Below are 16,916 nucleotides of genomic sequence, written 5' to 3'. Positions count from 1 at the left end.
AGACATTGTCTGACAACTATACAATTTCGTCCAACAGGTTATCGAGGAGCGCCCCGGCCCGCTCCCCCACCTCGGCCGCGTACTCGTCCAGCAGCGCCAGCGCCCCCCGCACCTCGGGGACATGTCTGGCGGGCAACTCGACCAGCGCCTCGTCCTCCACGGTCACGCCGCCCTCGACGCGGAACCCGTTCCCCGACGCCGCGACGAGCACGGCGAACGTCACCTCGCGCCCGTCGGGCAACATGAAGGCGGCGCCGGTGCGCACGCCGGCGGGCGGCACCACATAGGAGAAGGGACGGCCGCGCACGAACGGATGCCGTAACTCGGACAGGATCCCCGCCGCCCGGCCCAGGGCCGCCAGCAGGGCGGCCGCGGCCAGGCTCTCGCCGTCCACCCGCCCAGCGTAGATCACCCTCCATCCCCATGACCACCCAGGCCCCCACGGGACCGACCGGATCGGGGTGGACACACCCAAACCCTCACGGGGCCGACACGGATCAGGGGGGACGCACCCAGCCCTACGGGGCCGACCTGAATCGGGGTGGACGAAGGCGCGGGGCGGCCATGGCCGACCCCACTGGGTCGGTGGGTGTGGTGGGGCGGGGGTCAGGCGGGTGGGTCGGTGGCGAGGCGGGTGTGGCGTTCGATGTCGTGGCGGGCCCCGTCGTGGTGGAGCTTGCCGCGTTCGACGCCCTGCGGGAGGAAGCCCGCCTTGATCGCGACCCGGCACGAGGCGGGGTTGTCGAGGCGGTGGCTCAGCTCCAGCCGGTGCAGGCCGCGCTCGCCGAACGCCCAGCGCGCCAGCTCGTCGGTGGCCGAAGCCGCGATCCCGCGCCCGCGCGCCTCGGGGACCGTCCAGTAGGACACCCAGCCGGTGTCGTGGTCGTCGATCCGGGTCACCGCGACGTTGCCGACGACCCGCCCGTCGAGGGTGACGGCGAAGGCGTGGCCGGCGCCCTCCCAGGAGGCGATCCACCCGACCGCGTCCTGCGGCGTGACGACGGGCCACGAGCTCTGCCGCCTCAGGTCGGGCGCCCGGAAGGCACGCAGCACGACCGGAGCGTCATCCTCCCGCCACTTCCGCAGTCTGATCTGTGCCATTAACCGCCTATTTTATGGGCGGCCTCGAACGCGGTGACGAGCTGCTTCGGCGCGGTCAGGCACCACGCCTCGGCGGTCAGCTCGAACAGCTCGTCGTAGTCGATCTTGTCGAGGTGGACCACGACCCACCCGAACCGCCCCGCGGTGAACTGCACCTCGAACACCTCGGGCCGCTCGGCCACCAGCGCCAGCTGCTCCTCGATCGTCGACTTGAGCCCGACGGTCTCGGTGTCCTCCCACAGGTAACCGAAGCCCTTGCCCCGCACCTTGATCGCGACCCAGCCGGGCCCGTCGCTCGTGCGCACTTCAGGCAGGCTCTTCAGCAGTTCGAGAAACTCGTCGACGCTCACACCCATGGGGCCCTGTGTACCAAACGCATCCGACATTTCCTGCCGGTCCGGCCGCCGCCGTGGTCAAGGGGTGGTCGCCGAGGCGGCGAGGCCCGCGCGTGCCATGCCGCGTACCACCACGTAGTGGACGGGCCGGATCACCGTGAGGTAGATCCGGCCCGTCCACCCGTGGCAGCGCGCCACGGTGATCATGCGGAACCTGGTCCGTCCGCCGCCCGCGTCGTCGGCGACGATCGCCAGGAAGGCCGCGAGGTGCGAGTCGCTCGCCTCCAGCACCAGCTCGCGGCCTTCCTCGCCGCCGATCACGGTGAAGAACCCGATCCTGCGCCCCGGCGCGAACGGGATCTCCTCGGGTCGCATCCCGCCCGATCCGGGCCGCACGTCGGGGTGTGCCGTGCGGAGCAGTCGCGCGAACACCGACCGCGCCCTGAAGAGCCCGCGCACCCACCACGGCTCCCAGCCCAGCGCCCCGGCGGCGAACGCGCGCAACCCGCCCCCTCCTTCGACGGCGACCTCGTCCACGAAGTCGGCCCGTTCCATGAGCGTCGACAGCATGCGCCCTCCTTTTTAGAGACTTCTCTCTACAATAACGCGCGGCTACGCTCGACGCCATGGGACGACCGCCTCGCCATGACGTGGACCGGCTACTGGACGCCGCAGCCGAGCTGGTGACGACCGGCGGCCCCGGCGCCGTCACCATGACCGCAGTGGCCCGCGCCGCCGGCGCCCCGAGCGGCTCGGTCTACCACCGATTCCCCGGCCGCCCCGCCCTCCTGGCGGCGCTCTGGCTGCGCACGGTCGGCCGCTTCCAGCGGGGATTCCTCGCCGCGCTCGACACCGACCCGCCCGCGCAGGCCGCCCCCGCCGCGGCACGCCACGTGATCGCCTGGTCCCGCGCCCACCCGCACGAGGCCCGCGTCCTGCTCTACGGACCGGCCGACTTCGACCACCCGCACTGGCCCGGGGAGGCCCGCGCCCAGCTCGCCGCCGCGAACGGCCGGGTCACCGCCGCCCTGCACGCCCTGGCCGCCCGCCTGGGCAGGAGCTCCCCGTACGACCTCGAACGCCTGACGCTGGCGGCCGTCGACATCCCCTACGCCACCGTCCGTCGCCACCAGTCCGCCGGCACCCCGCTCCCCGCCTACGCCGAGGACCTGGTGACCAGTTGCGCCATCGCGGTGGCGGGCTAGAGGAGTCTCTCTATTTCGATCGGCGGCCCCTGCCCGTTCAGGGTGATCGACATGGCCGACGCCAAGTTGGCCCGCTGGCCATTTCCCGCAGAAGGGACCCGCCTGTCTAGAGTGATCAGCATGACCGACGCCAAGTCCACGGGCTGGCCGTTCACCGTGCAGGCCGCGTATGTCGGGTTGACGCTCCAGATGGCGTTCGGGTTGATCGGGCTGGCCGTGGGCTTCGGCGGGGCGCTGGCCATGATGCTCCCTCAGTTCTGGGGCCTCGTCGCCGTGGCGGCGGTGATCCTGGGGCTGACCGGGTGGGTGATGGCGCGGTTCCCCAGGCGGGAGCGGCGGGTGCGATGGGGCGCGGCGGCGCTCCAGGCGGTCCTGATCGCGGGCTGGCTGGTGGTGGAGTGGGCCGACGCCAAGCTCGGCACCCTGTCGTTCCTGTCGTTGAACGTGCTCATCCCCACGTTCGTCGTCGCCATGCTGTTCACGCCCGCCGCCGCGCGCTGGTTCGACCGCTGACCGCTACCCGCCGGCCGGCAGGACGACGCGCGGGATCATCGGCGACAGCGCCGCCTCGGTCGGCGAGATGCGGGAGCCGAGGAGGACTCGCCGGGCGGAGGGAAGCCATCGGCCCGATATCTCAACTTTTGAGTTGACTACTGGTGGGTTGAAGTGAAGCGGGCGTTTTGCCTGTTGTCTCTGATACTCCTGGTGCTACGGTAAGCGCCTGTTCCCGTTCGCACTCTGTTACGGAGCGGTAACAGTAAGCCTCTGCTGCACGGGGAGCAGCAGTACCGACCCCCCGAGGACCGCGGATGCCAGCAGACGTACCTCTTCGAACGCGACGCGATCTTGCCCCGCGAGAGCTCATGGTGGTCACCGCCCTGGGCACCATGGTCGTGGTGGCTTGCCTGTGGCTGTGGGCCGTGTTCGCCACGCCGGCCGACGCCCGCGGGGTGATGGCGATCACGGGCGGGCTCTGCGCGGTGCTGCTGGCCGCCGCCGCCGCCGTGATCGCCCACCATGTCGCCACCGGCCGCCGGCTGCGCGAGCAGGCCAGGGCCGCCGCCGCCCGGGTCGCCCGGCTGGAGCGCGAGATCGCCCGGGTGGCCGAGGACACGCTGCCCGCGCTCGGCCGCCAGATGCGCGGCGGCGGGTCCGTCCCCGACGCGCTCTCCCGCCTGCCGCAGCCTCCCGATGGACCGTTGCAACAACTACTGAAGGCCACCGCGAACGAGCTCGACGGGCTCGAACGCGAGCGGGCCATCGCGCACGCGTCCCGCTCGGCCACCGAGTCGGAGATCGTCACCCTCACCCGCGACACGCTGCCCGAGCTGGTCAGGCAGATCCAGGTGGAGCGCAAGCCGGTCACCTCCGCGCTCGCCGAGGTGCGCCAGCCCGTGCACGCCCCGCTGCGCGACCTGCTCGCCGAGACGGCCCAGCAGCTCTCCGAGGGCGACCGCAGGGGCGCCGCCGTGATGGCCGCCTGCGCCGGGGCCGCGGCCCGGGTGCAGGCCCAGGCCACCAGCCTGCTGGCGCAGCTGCGCGACCTGGAGGAGCAGTACGGCGACCAGGAGGAGGTCTTCGCCGACCTGCTCGACCTGGACCACCGCGTCTCCCAGCTCGGCCGGCTGGCCGACAACATCGCCCTGCTCAGCGGCGGCCGCTCCGGCCGCAGGTGGACCCGGCCGATCGTGATGGAGAGCGTCCTGCGCGGCGCGATGGGCCGCATCAGCGCCTACCAGCGCGTCCGCGTCCACTCCACCAGCACGGCCGCCGTGGTCGGGTACGCGGCCGAAGGCGTGATGCACGCGCTGGCCGAGCTCATGGACAACGCCGCCACCTTCTCCGCGCACGGCACCGAGGTGCACGTGTACGTGGACGAGGAGGACGCCGGCATGGTGGTCACGATCGAGGACAGCGGCCTCGGCATGCGCCCCCGCGAGCGCCAGCACGCCGCCAAGCTCGTCTCCGAGCCGCTCGACCTGCGCACGCTGTCCGGCACCCGGCTGGGCCTGGCCGTGGTGGGCCGGCTGGTCGACAAGTACGGCCTCACGGTCAGCTTCCGTCCGTCGGCCAGAGGCGGCACCGGTGTCGTGATGCTGATCCCCCGCGTGCTCATCACCCAGCCCAGGACCGCCCCCGAGCCGCCGGCCGCGATCGAGCGGCAGGCCCGCCCCGCCCTGGTGGCCGCGGCCGTGCCCGCCCAGGCCGCGCCCGCCGAGGAGGCCGAGGAGTCGCTGCCGCGGCGGCGGCGCGGCCAGACGCTCGCCGAGGCCACCGGGTCGCGACCGGCGACGGCGGTCAGGCCGCAGCGCGACGGGCGCGAGGCGGCGGCCAGGTTCGCCGCGTTCCGCCAGGCGGGCGGTCGCGGGCGTCCCGCCGATCCGGCCTCCGGCGACTCCTAGACCCCCGGGCGCAGCGAGCACCGGACCACTTGGATCTCAGATAGGAGGCAGGGGCCGCCCCCGGGCGGACGCCCCGCGTTTCGATGAGCACTATCGACGCATCGCGTACCACGGATCGCACCATTGACGGGCTGCTGGAGAGCCTCAAGGACCGGACCCCCGGCATCAGGTACGTCCTGGTCCTGACCAGGGACGGGCTCAAGATGAGCTACAGCAGCGGCCTCACCAGGGACAGGGCCGACCAGCTCTCGGCGCTGTCCGCCGGGATCCAGAGCCTGTCGCTGAGCGCCTCGGCCGAGTTCGGCGACGCGATCGGCGCCGGGCAGGCGATGGTGGAGTTCGCCGGTGGGCTGCTGCTCATCGTGCCCGCCGGAGAGGGCGCCCATCTGGCGGTGGTCGCCGAGGAGGACGGCGAGGTCGGGCTGATCGCGCACAACATGAACGAGCTGGTCGAGCAGATCGGGATGTACCTCACCGCGGCGCCCAGACCGGCCGAGGGCGACGCCTCGTGAACCGGCGCCCGATCGACCGGGAGAGCCCGGACCGCCTCTACACGGTCACCGGGGGCCGCACCCGCGCCGACGAGACCGCGTTCGACTCGGTCTCGCTCATCGTCAGCGAGTGCGAGCCGGTCCCGGGCATGCAGTCGGAGCATGTCAAGATCCTCCAGCTGGCCCGCCGCCCGACGGCCGTGGTGGAGATCTCCGCGGAGCTGCGGCTGCCGGTCAGCGTGGTGAAGATCCTGCTGCGCGACCTGCTCGACACGGGCCGCATCACCGTACGCCACCCCTCCGCCGGCGCCAAGGCGGGCAAGCCGGATCCGGACATCCTGAGGCAGGTGCTCGTTGCGCTCAACAACCTCTGACGAGACCCCCGTGCGGACGCCGCTGCGCGACTCCGCCGCGGACGCGATGAAGATCGTGGTCGTGGGCGGGTTCGGCGTGGGCAAGACCACCATGGTGGGCTCGGTCAGCGAGATCCGCCCGCTGAGCACCGAAGAGGTGATGACCGAGGCGAGCGTGGGCATCGACGACGCGAGCCGGGTCCGCACCAAGACCACCACCACGGTGGCCTTCGACTTCGGGCGCATCACGGTCAGCGACAGCACCGTGCTCTACCTGTTCGGGGCGCCCGGCCAGGAGCGGTTCTGGTTCGTCTGGGACCAGCTGTTCGCCGGCAGCCTGGGGGCGGTCGTGCTGGTCGACACCCGCCGCCTGGAGGACTCGTTCTACTCGATCGACCGGCTGGAACACCACGACATGCCGTTCGTCGTCGCGGTCAACCGCTTCGCGGGCGGCCCGTCGCTGGACGCCGTGCGCGAGGCGCTGGACCTGTCGCCCGGCATCCCGCTGGTCGACTGCGACGCGCGGGAGCGGCAGTCGTGCAAGCACGTGCTGATCACGCTCGTCGAGCATCTCACCCGCCTGTACGACCGGACCCCTGCGGGGCAGCCGTGACGAACCCCGGACATCCCGAGCACGCCGGCGCCGTCCGGCTGTACGAGCCGGAGGTCCTCGACGACCCGGCCGCGTTCCTGGAGGAGCTGCGCCGCAAGCACGGCCCGGTCGTGCCGGTGCTGCTCGACGCCGACCTGCCCGCCTGGCTCGTCCTCGGGTACCGCGAGCTGCACCACGTGACGAGCCAGCCGCAGCTGTTCGCCCGTGACCCGCGCCGCTGGAACCAGCACGACCTGGTGCCGCCGGACTGGCCGGCCCGCCCGCACGTCACGTACCAGCCGTCGGTGGTGTTCACCGAGGGCGAGGAGCGGCGGCGGCGCGGCGGCGCCATCGGCGACGCGCTGGACGAGATCGACCGCATCGAGCTGACCCAGCTCTGCGAGAAGGTCGCCGACGCCGCCATCGACCTGTTCTCCGGCGACGGCCAGGCCGACCTGGTCCCCCAGTACGCCCACCGGATGCCGGCTCAGGTCATCGCCCGGCTGTTCGGGCTGCCGGAGCCGGACGTCGGCACCCTGCTGCGCGCCATCTTCCAGGCCATGAACGACCCGGCGAACCGCGACGAGGCGGAGATGCAGGTCGGCGAGCTCATGGGCCGCCTGGTCGCCGGCAAGCGCGCCCGGCCGGGCCACGACCTCGCCTCCCGGCTGGTGACGCACGACGCCCGGCTCACCGATCCCGAGGTCGTCTACGACATGCTGTCGCTGCTGATCGCCTCGCAGGACAACTGCGCCGGCTGGATCGGCAACACGCTGCGCCTGATGCTCGTGGACGACCACTTCCAGATGGACCTGCAGGGCGGCCGGAGCAGCGTGGCCGAGGCGCTCAACCAGGTGCTGTGGAAGGACCCGCCGGCCCAGAACCTGCCGTCACGCTACGCCGCGCAGGACTGCGAGCTGGCCGGCCACCGCATCCGGCGCGGCGACATGATCGTGATCAGCCTCGTCGGCGCGAACGCCGACCCCCAGGTGCAGCAGGGTCACACCGCGGCCAACCGGGCGCACATGGCGTTCGGCCACGGCGAGTACGGCTGCCCCTTCCCCGCCCCCGAACTCGCGGAGATCATCTCCAAGACGGCCATCGAGGTCCTCCTGGACCGCCTGCCGGACGTGCACCTGGCGGTCGCGCCTGAGGAGCTGCGCTGGCGCCGCAACATCTGGAACCGCATGCTGTCGGCCCTCCCGGTCGCCTTCACCCCCACCATGGGCAGGTGAGCAGGCGCCGCGAGCACGGCCCGGTCGTGCCGGTGCTGCTCGACGCCGACCTGCCCGCCTGGCTCGTCCTCGGCTACCGGGAGCTGCACCACGTCACCGGCCAGAGCGGGCTGTTCGGCCGCGACCCCAGACGCTGGAACCTGCGCGAACACGTCCCGCCGGACTGGCCGTCGCTGCCGTACGTGCTCCACCACAGCCGTCGCTGGTGTGCAGCGAGGGCGAAGAACGGCGGCGGCGCGGCGGCGCCGTCGGCGACGCGCTGGACGAGATCGACCGCATCGAGCTGACCCTGCTCTGCGAGAAGGTCACCGACCAGACCGCCGACGCGTTCGCGGGCGACGGCCGGGCCGACCTGATCGCCCAGTACGCCCAGCGAACTGCGGTGGCGCCGCACCCTGTGGATCCGCGCCCTGGAGTCGCTGCCCGTCGCCTTCACCCCGGTGGCGCGTCGCCGATGAAGTCCTGAAAACAACTTGCAGCTCTCGACCCGTACCGAAAAAATTCCGTCATGATCCGGGTCGAGGGGTTAACCAAGGTCTTCCGCCGCCCGCGTACCTTCTCCGGGCCCTTCGGGGCGCTGCGCACTCTCGTGACCCGCCAGTACGAGGAGAAGACAGCCGTCGACGATGTCAGCTTCGACATCGACGAGGGCGAGGTCATCGGCTATCTCGGGCCCAACGGCGCCGGCAAGTCGACCACCATCAAGATCCTCACCGGCATCCTCACCCCCACCGCCGGCACCGTGCGGGTCAACGGGCTGGTGCCGTGGCGCGACCGGTCGGCCAACGCCCGCCGGGTCGGCGTCGTCTTCGGCCAGCGCAGCCAATTATGGTGGGACCTCCCCCTGATCGAGTCCCTGCGCCTGGTGGGCTCGCTCTACGACATGCCCGCCGCGCGCTTCGAGGCCTCGCTGAAGAAGCTGCGTGACCTGCTCGGGCTCGACGAGTTCCTCGACACCCCGGTCCGCCAGCTCAGCCTGGGCCAGCGGATGCGCGGCGACCTGGCCGCGGCCGTGCTGTACGAGCCGCCACTGCTCTACCTGGACGAGCCGACCGTCGGGCTCGACGTGCTGGCCAAGGAGGCGGTGCGCGAGTTCATCGTGGAGACCAACCGGACCGGGCGCACCACCGTCATCCTGACCACGCACGACCTGGCCGACGTCGAGGCGCTGTGCAAGCGGATCATCCTCATCGACCACGGCAAGGTGCTCTTCGACGGCCCGATCGACGCGCTGGTCGACCAGCCCAGGCGGCTGGTGGTGCTGCTGGAGTCCGCGCCCGAGGAGGTGCGCGGGGTGTCGCGCGACGACCAGGGCCGCCACGTCTTCGACATCCACGGCGACCTGCCCGCCATGATCGCCTCGATCTCCGCCGAGCACACGATCCGCGACCTGTCGATCGAGGAACCGGACCTGGAGAGCGTGATCAAAGGGATCTACGCCCGATGACCCGCGTCGGCTTCCTCTTCGCCCTGGCCTACCGCAGCTCCATCGTCATGACCTGCGTGACGCTGGTCGCCCAGGTGTTCCTGCTGCGCATGATCTGGACCGCGGTCTACGGGTCGCGGGCCGAGGCCGCGGGGCTCACCCTCGAAGCCCTGCTCGCGTACCTCACCCTGGCCAACCTCCAGTCCTTCGCCACCCAGACCCTCGTCTCCCGCGTCATCCACCACCGCATCCGCAGCGGGACGGTCTTCTTCGACCTGGCCCGGCCGATCGGTTACCTGCGGCAGATGGCCGCCTTCCAGGCCGGCAACACCGGGGGCAGCCTGCTGCTGCTCGCCCCGGTCGTCCCGGTGGTGCTGCTGGTCGGGTCGATCACGGCGCCGGTCAACGGGCTCGGCTACGTGGTCACGCTGGTGCTCGGGTACGTGATCGCCGTGCAGCTGGCGCTGCTGATCAGCCTTCTGGGCTTCTGGATGCTGGAGATCGGCGCGGTCTCGCTGCTCTACCAGCTGGTCAGCCAGTTCTTCGCGGGGACGATGGTGCCGCTCGCCTTCTTCCCCGGCTTCCTGGGCACGCTGGCCGAGGTGCTGCCGTTCAAGTACATGGGGTACGTTCCCGCGGCGATCTACGTCGGCCACATCTCCGACATCTCCGGACCTCTGCTGGTCGAGCTCGCCTGGGTCGCAGGGCTGTGGGCCCTGCTCGCGCTCGCCTGGTCACGCACGCATCGGAGGGTGGTGATCCAGGGTGGCTGAGGTCGTCCGCGCCCTGCGCCTGTACGTCCTGCTCCAGCGCGCCTCCGCCCGCGGCGCCATGCAGTACCGCCTCAACACCGCGATCGGCGTCCTCAGCGGCGCGATCTGGCAGGGCACCGGGTTCGCCTTCATCTGGGTGGTGATGCACACCTTCCCCTCGCTCGCGGGCTGGGGCCTGGCGGAGATCGCCTTCCTGTACGGCATGCGCCTGACGGCCCACGCCCTGGCGATGATCCCCATGATGAGCGTGCACGACATCCACTGGGTGGTGCGCAACGGGGAGTTCGACCGCTTCCTGCTGCGCCCGCTGAACCCGCTCGTCCAGCTCATGGGCAACCGGATGGGCCTGGCCCAGTTCGGCGACCTGCTGGTGGGCGTGGCGCTGCTCGCCGTCGCCTCCCAGAACGCCCAGGTCGACTGGAGCCTCAGCCTGGTCGCCTTCTGCGCCCTGGCGATCGTCGGCGGCGCGCTCATCGAGGCCGCCTTCTTCCTGGCGCTCTGCTCGCTGTCGCTGCGCATGATCGACACCTTCGCCCTGCGGGTCTTCCTGGACGACGTCTTCAGCAAGTTCGGCTCGTACCCGATGAAGATCTTCGGCGGCGTGACCGAGTGGCTGCTCACCTACGTGCTGCCGGTCGCCTTCGTGGCCTACATCCCGTCGAGCGTCGTGCTGGGCAAGCTCGACACCCCCTGGGCCCTGGCCGCCCCGCTGCTGGGCGTGCTCCTGGTCTGGCCGGCCTACCTCATCTGGCGCTGCCAGCTCACCCATTACCAGAGCGTGGGCCACTGAGCCGGCTCATCGCCGGTAGGGGTCGGCATAGGGTCGCGTCGACTCCTGGACGGCGTCGAAGACGGGCTCCATGGCGGGCCCGGCCACGTAGTAGCGGCCGCGTGCCTGCCCTCGCGGCACCAGCCACTTCAGCCGGCACAGCTCTCGGATGTCCCGCACGGCCTGCTGAGGGCTGAGCTCGGCGTCCTGCTGGTAGACGGTCCGCCGGACTCGCGACCGCCAGAACGCGGGCAGCAGCGCGAACACGGTCCGCTCGTCGAGGCGGTCCGCGGCTGCCGCCTCCGTCAGCGCCGACCAGGCCCGGCCCAGCAGTTCCACCCTCCGTCTGGCCTGCTGCGCCTGTAGGTGGTGCGCGCGCAGGCAGAACCGGATCCACTCGTACGCGTCGCCGCCGGGACGCCAGCCGGCCCCGCCCACCTCCTGGAGCACCTGGTAGTAGGCGTACGTGTTCTGCCCCCTGCCGAGCCACTCCTCGATGGAGGAGAACTCCGGGGGCAGCAGCGCCTCCCGGGCGAAGACCAAGGTGGACAGCGCCCGCGACATCCGCCCGTTGCCGTCGGCCCACGGGTGGATCATGACCAGGTTCAGATGCGCCATCGAGGCGCGGACGTGGACGGGAGCGTCGAGGTCGCCCTGGTCGAGCCACTGGATCAGCTCGTCCATGAGCCCCGGCAGCAAGCCGTGATCCGGACCCGTGTAGGCGGCGACGGCGGGATCGTCGGGGCTCGTGACGTAGACCGGACCGCCGCGGATCCGCCCCGGCCGCTTGCGGGGATGATGCTCCTGCATCATGAAGTGCAGCCCGTTCAGCAATCCCAGGTCGTACCGGAAGCCGTCGCCGGCGTCGGACAACGCTTGGATGTAGGTCATCGCCCGTTGGTAGCCCTCCAGCTCACGCCGGGTCGTGTCGCTGGTCTCCAGCGGCGCTTCACCGGCCATGAGCGCTTCGACGTCGTCGACCGATGCCGCGTAGCCCTCGATCGTGTTGGAACCGACGATCGCCCTGGCGGTCAGGCTCCTGCGGAGCTGCTTCGTCCACCGCTCCTGAGGTCGCACGTGCATGCGCAGGTCATGGCGCATGCGCTCGATCTCGTCGAGCACCCGGCGATCGACGTCACCGAGCTTGGGCACCTTGTAGAGCATGACCAGATGACACCATTATCGTGTCACCGGCGCAACCATGCCGGCCAACGCGGAAATGTCCGCGTGTCACCTACAGGCACTTGTCCAGTTGTTCGATCCACTCGCGTACGGCCGCGTCGACCTCGTGGCGGGCATAGCCGCGCATGAATTGCGTCACCGCCCGGTGATCGCAGATCGCGGATGGGCTGTCGAGAAACCGGTATTGGATACGCTCTTGCCCCCATTCCGCGTTGATCCACACGAAAGTTCCCATGACCGTCACAGAGGTCGACCGGCGCTCCGACACGCAGGAGAGCGCCGAACCCGACAAGAACGAAGAACCCACCCCCGGCGTCGTCGGCATGCTCGAACGGACCGGCTCCGTCGCGGTGCCGATCGCCATTGGGCTGTACGCGCTGCTCTACCTGGGCATCCAGGAGGTCTACGGCGTCTTCAACGTCAGCCCGGAACAGGTGGGCATCGACCAGGCGACGATCTTCGCCCGCCTGGTGGGCACCCTGGTCCTGCTCATCCTCCTCGGCGCGATCCTGCTCGGACCGGTCGTCGCGCTCGGGTGGCTGCTGGACAAGGTCACCTTCGGCCACGCCGCCCGTCTCGTCCGCGCCATCCGCGCCAGGCCCTGGGTGGCCGCGCTGCTCGGCGCCCTCTGGTGCGGCGCGACCTACTGGGGCTTCCTCGGCTACCTGGACCTGGACGAGGGCGCGACCCTGGCCACCGTCGTGATCGTCGCCTCGGTCATCGGCGTGCTGGCCTTCCTCGTCCCGTTCAGGCTGCTCCGCTCCCGCAAGGTCGGCAGAGCGGGCATGAAGATCGTGGTGGGCGCCTTCACCGGCATCGGCCTCGGCTTCGCCCTGATGGGCCAGATGGAGAGCGACGCCCACCGGCTCGCCACCACCGGCCAGCCGAGCCTCTGGCTGGCCGGCGTCGGGGTCCAGGACCAGTGGGTGGTGGCCGCCGACCGCGCGAGCGGCAAGCAACTGCGCGGCGGCGCCAAGCTGATGCTGCTGGGCGAGAGCAACGGCGTCTACACCTTCTACGACTGCCGGAACCAGGAGACGTTCCGCATCTCGATGGAGGCCACCATGATCCGGCAGATCGCCCTCGACCCGGACCGCCCGGAGACCTTCGACTGCCGTAAGCAGAACCTGGGCTGACGGCGCTCACGAACTCCGCAGGAACCGCCGGCCCAGGATGCCGTACCAGACCATGATCGGCAGATGGAGCGCGTACCCGAGCTGTTCCATCGCCGCCGTCGGCCCGTCCGTCCCGGTCGTCCACGGGAGCGCCACCGCGACCAGCCCGGACAGCGCCGCGACCAGGCCGGCGGTACGGAGACGACCGGGGACGCCGGCCGCGGCCGCGACGGTGGCGGCCACCCACAGCAGCCCGGCCAGGTTGACCATCCACTTGGCGGTGAGCAGGACCGCCGAGGCCACCGTCACGGCGGCGGGGTCGGCGGCCAGCTGCGTCACCGCCAGGTTGCCGGCATCGTGCAGGAGCCCCGCCAGCCCGGCGGCGGCGAGCAGACCACCGGCCATGACCGCCCGGCGGACGGCCATGGCCAGCCCGGCGGCGGTCAGGCCCAGCCAGCCCAGCACGTCCAAGGCGAGCTCGGTCAGATGCAGGCCGGTCCGCTCACGCACCGCGGCGAGCGCGGCGGCGGGATCAGCGGGATTCAGGGTCAACCCCGATGGCACCACGATGGCCGCGGCGGCGACCATGGCTACCAGGGAGGCGAGCAGGAGCACGCCGGTGAGCGACCGGCTCTTCTGATCAGTCATGGCGGGAAGGTAGAACCCTGCCGCGGCGGCAAGGTCAACACGTCCACACAGAGGGGGCGACATGTGGCGGATCGGGCAACTGGCGCGCATGACCGGCGTGTCCGAACGCACGCTGCGCCACTACGACGACATCGGCCTGCTCGCCCCCGCCGCGGTCGACGGCGTCACCGGCTACCGCTGGTACGGCGTCACCGAGTTGTCCCGGCTCGAACGCATCCGCGGCCTGCAGCGCCTCGGCCTGCCGCTGCGCCTGATCGCCGACCTGCTGGACGCGCCCGAGGCCCAGCTCCGCCAGGCGCTGGCCGAGACCATGACGGGCATCCGGCGCGACATCGCCACGCTGGCCGCGACCGCGGCACGCGCCCAGGACCACCTCGACGCCCCGATGTCGATCCTGCCCCAGCAGGCCGCCGTGGGCCCGCGCCGCCTGCGCGTCCGCCGCACGCGGGTGCGCCACCCGTCGGAGCTGGCCGCCCTCTGCCCGGCGGCACCGGCGGCACCGGCCGCCCTGCTGACCTGGCTGGACGGGCCACCGGCTGACGGCTTCGCCTGCGCCGTGACCACCGGCCGCGCCGGCGAGCAGCTCACCCTGCCCGCCCGCACCGTCGTGCGAGCCGTCGTGCCGCCCTCGGCGGGGGTCGTCCCGGCCGGGCACGAACTGTTCGGCTGGCTGCGCCGCCACCATCTGGCCGTCGACGGCCCCACCCTGGAAGAACACCTCGTGGACGCCGAGGGCCGGCACGCCACGGTTCTCGAGGTGCCCGTACGTCCGGAGAATCGACCTGACCGATCGGCGGGGCGCTCTCGTACGATGAGCAGGTGATCGGTCTCATCCGCTCCATGTGGAATGAGCCGCGGCCCCCCGGCCCGCCCGCGCGGGTGTGGCGCGACTGGGTGCTCGTGGCGGTGCTCGTGCCGGTCGCGGTGCTCGAAGGGGCCCTGCGGACGGACCTCCCGTGGCGGACCGTCGCGGTGCTCATCACCCTCGGGCTGATCCCCACGCTGCTGTGGCGCCGCACCCGTCCGCTGCTCATGCTCGTGATCGCCTTCGGCGTCACGAACCTGGCCACGCTGGTCACGTCCGGCGAGTCCGCGGAGACGAACACGCTGGCCTACCTGCTGATCCTGGTCTACTCGCTGACCCGGTGGGGGTCCGGGCGCGAGGTCGTGATCGGGCTGCCGATCATGCTCGGCTCGCTCTTCCACTCGATGGCCGCCGGCCGCCTCGCGTCCGCCGACGCGGTCGGCGGGCTCGCCGTCATGTTCGCGGCCCTCGCGCTGGGCGCGGCGTTCCGGTTCCGCGCCGGGGCGCGGGCGCGCGAGCTCGACCAGGTCAAGCTGCTCGAACGCGAACGGCTCGCGCGCGACCTGCACGACACCGTCGCCCATCACATCTCGGCCATGGCGATCCGGGCGCAGGCGGGCCTCGCCACCGCGGCGTCACGACCGGAGGCCGCGACCGACGCGCTGCGGGTGATCGAGGCCGAGGCGGCGCGGGCCCTGGACGAGATGCGGGCCATGGTCCACGTCCTGCGCCATGACGAGCAGCCCGGCCGGGGCATCGCCGACCTCCAGCAACTCGCGGCCGGGAGCCCGTCCGGCCCGGCCGTGGACGTGGAGGTCTCCGGCGATCTCGACGGGCTCTCCCCCTCGGTCGGCGCCGCCGTCTACCGGCTCGCCCAGGAGTCGGTCACCAACGCCCGGCGGCACGCCCGCCACGCGACCCGCATCGAGGTCCGCGTCGACGCCGACGACAAGTCGGTGCACCTGCGGGTGAGCGACGACGGGCTCGCGCGGCTGAACGCCTCGCCCGGCTACGGGCTCGTCGGCATGATCGAACGCGCCGGCCTGCTGGGTGGCACGTGCGTGGCCGGTCCCAATCCCGGCAGGGGCTGGACCGTGACGGCCGTGTTGCCGCGGACGGGGGCGGCGACGTGAGCGTCCGGGTGCTGGTCGCGGACGACCAGGAGATCGTGCGTACCGGGCTGGTGATGATCCTCGACGCCCAGCCCGGCATCGAGGTCGTCGGCGAGGCCGCCGACGGGCGGCGGGCCGTCGAGCTGGCCCGGCGGCTGCGCCCCGACGTGTGCCTGTTCGACATCCGCATGCCCGGCCTCGACGGGATCGCCGCCACCCGCGCCCTCGCCGGGCCGGATGTCGCCGACCCTCTCGCGGTCGTCGTGATCACCACGTTCGACCTCGACGAGTACGTCTACGCCGCGCTGCGGGCCGGCGCCCGGGGCTTCCTGCTGAAGAACGCCGGCGCCCAGCTGCTCTCCCAGGCGGTGCACGCCGCGGCGGGCGGCGACGCGCTGATCGCGCCGAGCATCACCGCGCGGCTGCTCGACACCTTCGCCCGGACCGGCCCCGCCGAGCCGCCGGCCCGCCCCGTGGAGGCGCTCACCGGCCGGGAGGAGGAGATCCTGCTGACGGTGGCGCGCGGGCGCACCAACGGGGAGATCGCCGACGAGTTCCACATCTCGCTCAGCACCGTCAAGTCCCACATCGCCAGCCTGATGGCCAAGCTCGGCGCGCGGAACCGCGTGGAGATCGCGATGTGGGCGTACGAGACGAACCGGGTCAGGAGCTGAACCTGACCGGCCACCTCTGGATGATCACCTCGGCCACGATGAGGTTGATCAGCCAACCGGCGCCCAGGAGCAGCGCCCTGGCGAGCTGGTCGGGCGGGCCGGCGATCCCGTAGTAGGGCGCCAGCACGAACGCCTGCGTGCCCGCGCCCAGGCCGATCGCGTAACCGCGGATCATCCAGGCGCGGTGCGCGGTGAAGTCGCGCCGCCGGATCGCCGCCAGCCCGAGCACGATCGAGGCGGCCATGGCCGTGCCGAACACCAGCCGGAAGGCGGCCAGGAGCGGCCCGTCGTGCTCGGGCAGGGCGTAGAACACGGCCATCCACATCCCGCTGAGCGCCGCGACGAGCCCGCACGGGGCCAGCAGCCGTCCGGCTCTGCGATGCCAGCCGACCTTCCTGCGACGTAACCGGGGGACGAACTGGAAGGCTCCGAGCACGGTGTAGAGGGTCACGCCGACGATGTGCAGCACGATCGGGACGGGCGAGGCCAGGAACCGCGCGTTGTCCGGCGTGACCGCCGCGCCGCCGGTCAGCTCGGCCATGCGGATGCCGCCGGCGATCACCGGGATGAGGCCGAGCCCGATCAGCGCGGCCACGGTCCACCCTGCCCGACCTCGCCGCGTCGCAATCTTGTCTGTCATGCCCCGATCGTGACGGTGGAGCGGGTGGTGGCTCATCAGCAGAAGGGCCGGCGTTGAG

Annotated in this window: 24 protein-coding genes; 16 read left to right on the top strand and 8 right to left on the bottom strand. The window is 71.7% G+C overall.

The annotated features are described in order from the left end of the window. Positions 1 to 16: 16 nt before the first annotated feature. From ACIBF7_RS07920 to ACIBF7_RS07905, 4 genes are all read right to left on the bottom strand, one after another. Positions 17 to 412 carry a hypothetical protein gene (locus tag ACIBF7_RS07920; protein WP_219544884.1) on the bottom strand — a complete coding sequence of 132 codons (396 nt, stop codon included), beginning with the start codon at positions 410 to 412 and terminating at the stop codon, positions 17 to 19. Positions 413 to 606: 194 nt separating this feature from the next. Next, positions 607 to 1,101 carry a GNAT family N-acetyltransferase gene (locus tag ACIBF7_RS07915; protein WP_397196687.1) on the bottom strand — a complete coding sequence of 165 codons (495 nt, stop codon included), beginning with the start codon at positions 1,099 to 1,101 and terminating at the stop codon, positions 607 to 609. Continuing rightward, entirely contained in the window at positions 1,101 to 1,457 is a 357-nt protein-coding gene (locus ACIBF7_RS07910; protein ID WP_148036424.1) for an MmcQ/YjbR family DNA-binding protein, read from the bottom strand. The genes ACIBF7_RS07915 and ACIBF7_RS07910 overlap by 1 nt, the downstream gene beginning before the upstream one ends. Before the next feature lie 57 nt (positions 1,458 to 1,514). Then, entirely contained in the window at positions 1,515 to 2,006 is a 492-nt protein-coding gene (locus tag ACIBF7_RS07905; protein WP_397196686.1) for a DUF2867 domain-containing protein, read from the bottom strand. Positions 2,007 to 2,062: 56 nt separating this feature from the next. Here ACIBF7_RS07905 and ACIBF7_RS07900 point away from each other — a divergent pair, with 56 nt between their 5' ends. From ACIBF7_RS07900 to ACIBF7_RS07845, 12 genes are all read left to right on the top strand, one after another. Beyond that, positions 2,063 to 2,641, top strand: coding sequence for a TetR/AcrR family transcriptional regulator (locus tag ACIBF7_RS07900; protein WP_148036422.1), 579 nt, complete (start codon positions 2,063 to 2,065; stop codon positions 2,639 to 2,641). A gap of 120 nt (positions 2,642 to 2,761) precedes the next feature. After that, positions 2,762 to 3,154 (top strand): hypothetical protein, encoded by a 393-nt coding sequence (locus ACIBF7_RS07895; RefSeq protein WP_271274830.1) that lies wholly within the window; start codon positions 2,762 to 2,764, stop codon positions 3,152 to 3,154. A 350-nt stretch (positions 3,155 to 3,504) separates the two neighbouring features. Then, the gene (locus ACIBF7_RS07890) at positions 3,505 to 5,043 is read left to right on the top strand and encodes a sensor histidine kinase (protein ID WP_397196685.1); all 1,539 of its coding nucleotides are present in this window, start codon (positions 3,505 to 3,507) and stop codon (positions 5,041 to 5,043) included. Between the two features lie 83 nt (positions 5,044 to 5,126). Continuing rightward, the gene (locus tag ACIBF7_RS07885) at positions 5,127 to 5,555 is read left to right on the top strand and encodes a roadblock/LC7 domain-containing protein (RefSeq protein ID WP_397196684.1); all 429 of its coding nucleotides are present in this window, start codon (positions 5,127 to 5,129) and stop codon (positions 5,553 to 5,555) included. Then, positions 5,552 to 5,908 (top strand): DUF742 domain-containing protein, encoded by a 357-nt coding sequence (locus ACIBF7_RS07880; protein ID WP_397196683.1) that lies wholly within the window; start codon positions 5,552 to 5,554, stop codon positions 5,906 to 5,908. The genes ACIBF7_RS07885 and ACIBF7_RS07880 overlap by 4 nt, the downstream gene beginning before the upstream one ends. 46 nt (positions 5,909 to 5,954) lie before the next feature. Further along, the gene (locus ACIBF7_RS07875) at positions 5,955 to 6,500 is read left to right on the top strand and encodes a GTP-binding protein (RefSeq protein WP_397196711.1); all 546 of its coding nucleotides are present in this window, start codon (positions 5,955 to 5,957) and stop codon (positions 6,498 to 6,500) included. Continuing rightward, a complete protein-coding gene (locus ACIBF7_RS07870) occupies positions 6,497 to 7,714 on the top strand; it encodes a cytochrome P450 (protein WP_397196682.1) in 1,218 nt (405 codons plus the stop codon). The genes ACIBF7_RS07875 and ACIBF7_RS07870 overlap by 4 nt, the downstream gene beginning before the upstream one ends. Beyond that, the gene (locus ACIBF7_RS07865) at positions 7,711 to 8,001 is read left to right on the top strand and encodes a hypothetical protein (protein ID WP_271274828.1); all 291 of its coding nucleotides are present in this window, start codon (positions 7,711 to 7,713) and stop codon (positions 7,999 to 8,001) included. The genes ACIBF7_RS07870 and ACIBF7_RS07865 overlap by 4 nt, the downstream gene beginning before the upstream one ends. Next, complete coding sequence (locus ACIBF7_RS07860; protein WP_271274827.1) at positions 7,920 to 8,180, top strand: hypothetical protein; 261 nt, start codon at positions 7,920 to 7,922, stop codon at positions 8,178 to 8,180. The genes ACIBF7_RS07865 and ACIBF7_RS07860 overlap by 82 nt, the downstream gene beginning before the upstream one ends. A gap of 42 nt (positions 8,181 to 8,222) precedes the next feature. After that, positions 8,223 to 9,161 (top strand): ATP-binding cassette domain-containing protein, encoded by a 939-nt coding sequence (locus ACIBF7_RS07855; RefSeq protein WP_397196681.1) that lies wholly within the window; start codon positions 8,223 to 8,225, stop codon positions 9,159 to 9,161. Then, the gene (locus ACIBF7_RS07850; protein ID WP_397196680.1) at positions 9,158 to 9,913 is read left to right on the top strand and encodes an ABC transporter permease; all 756 of its coding nucleotides are present in this window, start codon (positions 9,158 to 9,160) and stop codon (positions 9,911 to 9,913) included. Before ACIBF7_RS07855 ends, ACIBF7_RS07850 begins: the two co-directional genes overlap by 4 nt. Continuing rightward, positions 9,906 to 10,703: an ABC transporter permease gene (locus ACIBF7_RS07845; RefSeq protein WP_397196679.1), complete on the top strand. Its 798-nt coding sequence runs from the start codon at positions 9,906 to 9,908 to the stop codon at positions 10,701 to 10,703. Before ACIBF7_RS07850 ends, ACIBF7_RS07845 begins: the two co-directional genes overlap by 8 nt. Positions 10,704 to 10,709: 6 nt before the next feature. Here the strand turns inward: ACIBF7_RS07845 and ACIBF7_RS07840 are convergent, their stop codons facing one another. Next, on the bottom strand, positions 10,710 to 11,846 hold the full coding sequence (locus tag ACIBF7_RS07840) for a Fic family protein (RefSeq protein WP_271274825.1): 1,137 nt from the start codon (positions 11,844 to 11,846) through the stop codon (positions 10,710 to 10,712). Positions 11,847 to 11,916: 70 nt separating this feature from the next. After that, complete coding sequence (locus ACIBF7_RS07835) at positions 11,917 to 12,087, bottom strand: hypothetical protein (RefSeq protein ID WP_271274824.1); 171 nt, start codon at positions 12,085 to 12,087, stop codon at positions 11,917 to 11,919. A gap of 10 nt (positions 12,088 to 12,097) precedes the next feature. Between ACIBF7_RS07835 and ACIBF7_RS07830 the strand changes: the two genes are divergently transcribed. Continuing rightward, on the top strand, positions 12,098 to 13,000 hold the full coding sequence (locus tag ACIBF7_RS07830) for a hypothetical protein (protein ID WP_364234745.1): 903 nt from the start codon (positions 12,098 to 12,100) through the stop codon (positions 12,998 to 13,000). 6 nt (positions 13,001 to 13,006) lie between these two features. On the opposite strand, the gene ACIBF7_RS07825 is transcribed toward ACIBF7_RS07830, so the two are convergent. Continuing rightward, a complete protein-coding gene (locus ACIBF7_RS07825; RefSeq protein WP_148036411.1) occupies positions 13,007 to 13,627 on the bottom strand; it encodes a hypothetical protein in 621 nt (206 codons plus the stop codon). A 61-nt stretch (positions 13,628 to 13,688) separates the two neighbouring features. On the opposite strand from ACIBF7_RS07825, the gene ACIBF7_RS07820 reads away from it, so the two are divergent. Genes ACIBF7_RS07820 through ACIBF7_RS07810 form a run of 3 tightly spaced genes read left to right on the top strand, consistent with a single transcriptional unit; the run spans position 13,689 to position 16,218 of the window. Next, positions 13,689 to 14,450 (top strand): MerR family transcriptional regulator, encoded by a 762-nt coding sequence (locus ACIBF7_RS07820; protein WP_397196678.1) that lies wholly within the window; start codon positions 13,689 to 13,691, stop codon positions 14,448 to 14,450. Next, a complete protein-coding gene (locus ACIBF7_RS07815; RefSeq protein WP_364234741.1) occupies positions 14,447 to 15,565 on the top strand; it encodes a sensor histidine kinase in 1,119 nt (372 codons plus the stop codon). Before ACIBF7_RS07820 ends, ACIBF7_RS07815 begins: the two co-directional genes overlap by 4 nt. Continuing rightward, positions 15,562 to 16,218, top strand: coding sequence for a response regulator transcription factor (locus ACIBF7_RS07810; protein WP_148036408.1), 657 nt, complete (start codon positions 15,562 to 15,564; stop codon positions 16,216 to 16,218). Before ACIBF7_RS07815 ends, ACIBF7_RS07810 begins: the two co-directional genes overlap by 4 nt. Here the strand turns inward: ACIBF7_RS07810 and ACIBF7_RS07805 are convergent. Next, positions 16,208 to 16,858, bottom strand: a complete 651-nt coding sequence (locus ACIBF7_RS07805) for a DUF2306 domain-containing protein (RefSeq protein ID WP_397196677.1) — start codon at positions 16,856 to 16,858, stop codon at positions 16,208 to 16,210. The two genes, ACIBF7_RS07810 and ACIBF7_RS07805, sit on opposite strands and share 11 nt — an antisense overlap. Positions 16,859 to 16,916 lie beyond the last annotated feature (58 nt).

This window comes from Nonomuraea sp. NPDC050478 (assembly GCF_044458265.1).
Classification (GTDB): domain Bacteria; phylum Actinomycetota; class Actinomycetes; order Streptosporangiales; family Streptosporangiaceae; genus Nonomuraea; species Nonomuraea ferruginea.
Note: the sequence above shows the minus strand (reverse complement) of the source record. Positions and strands in the feature narration are given on the sequence as shown.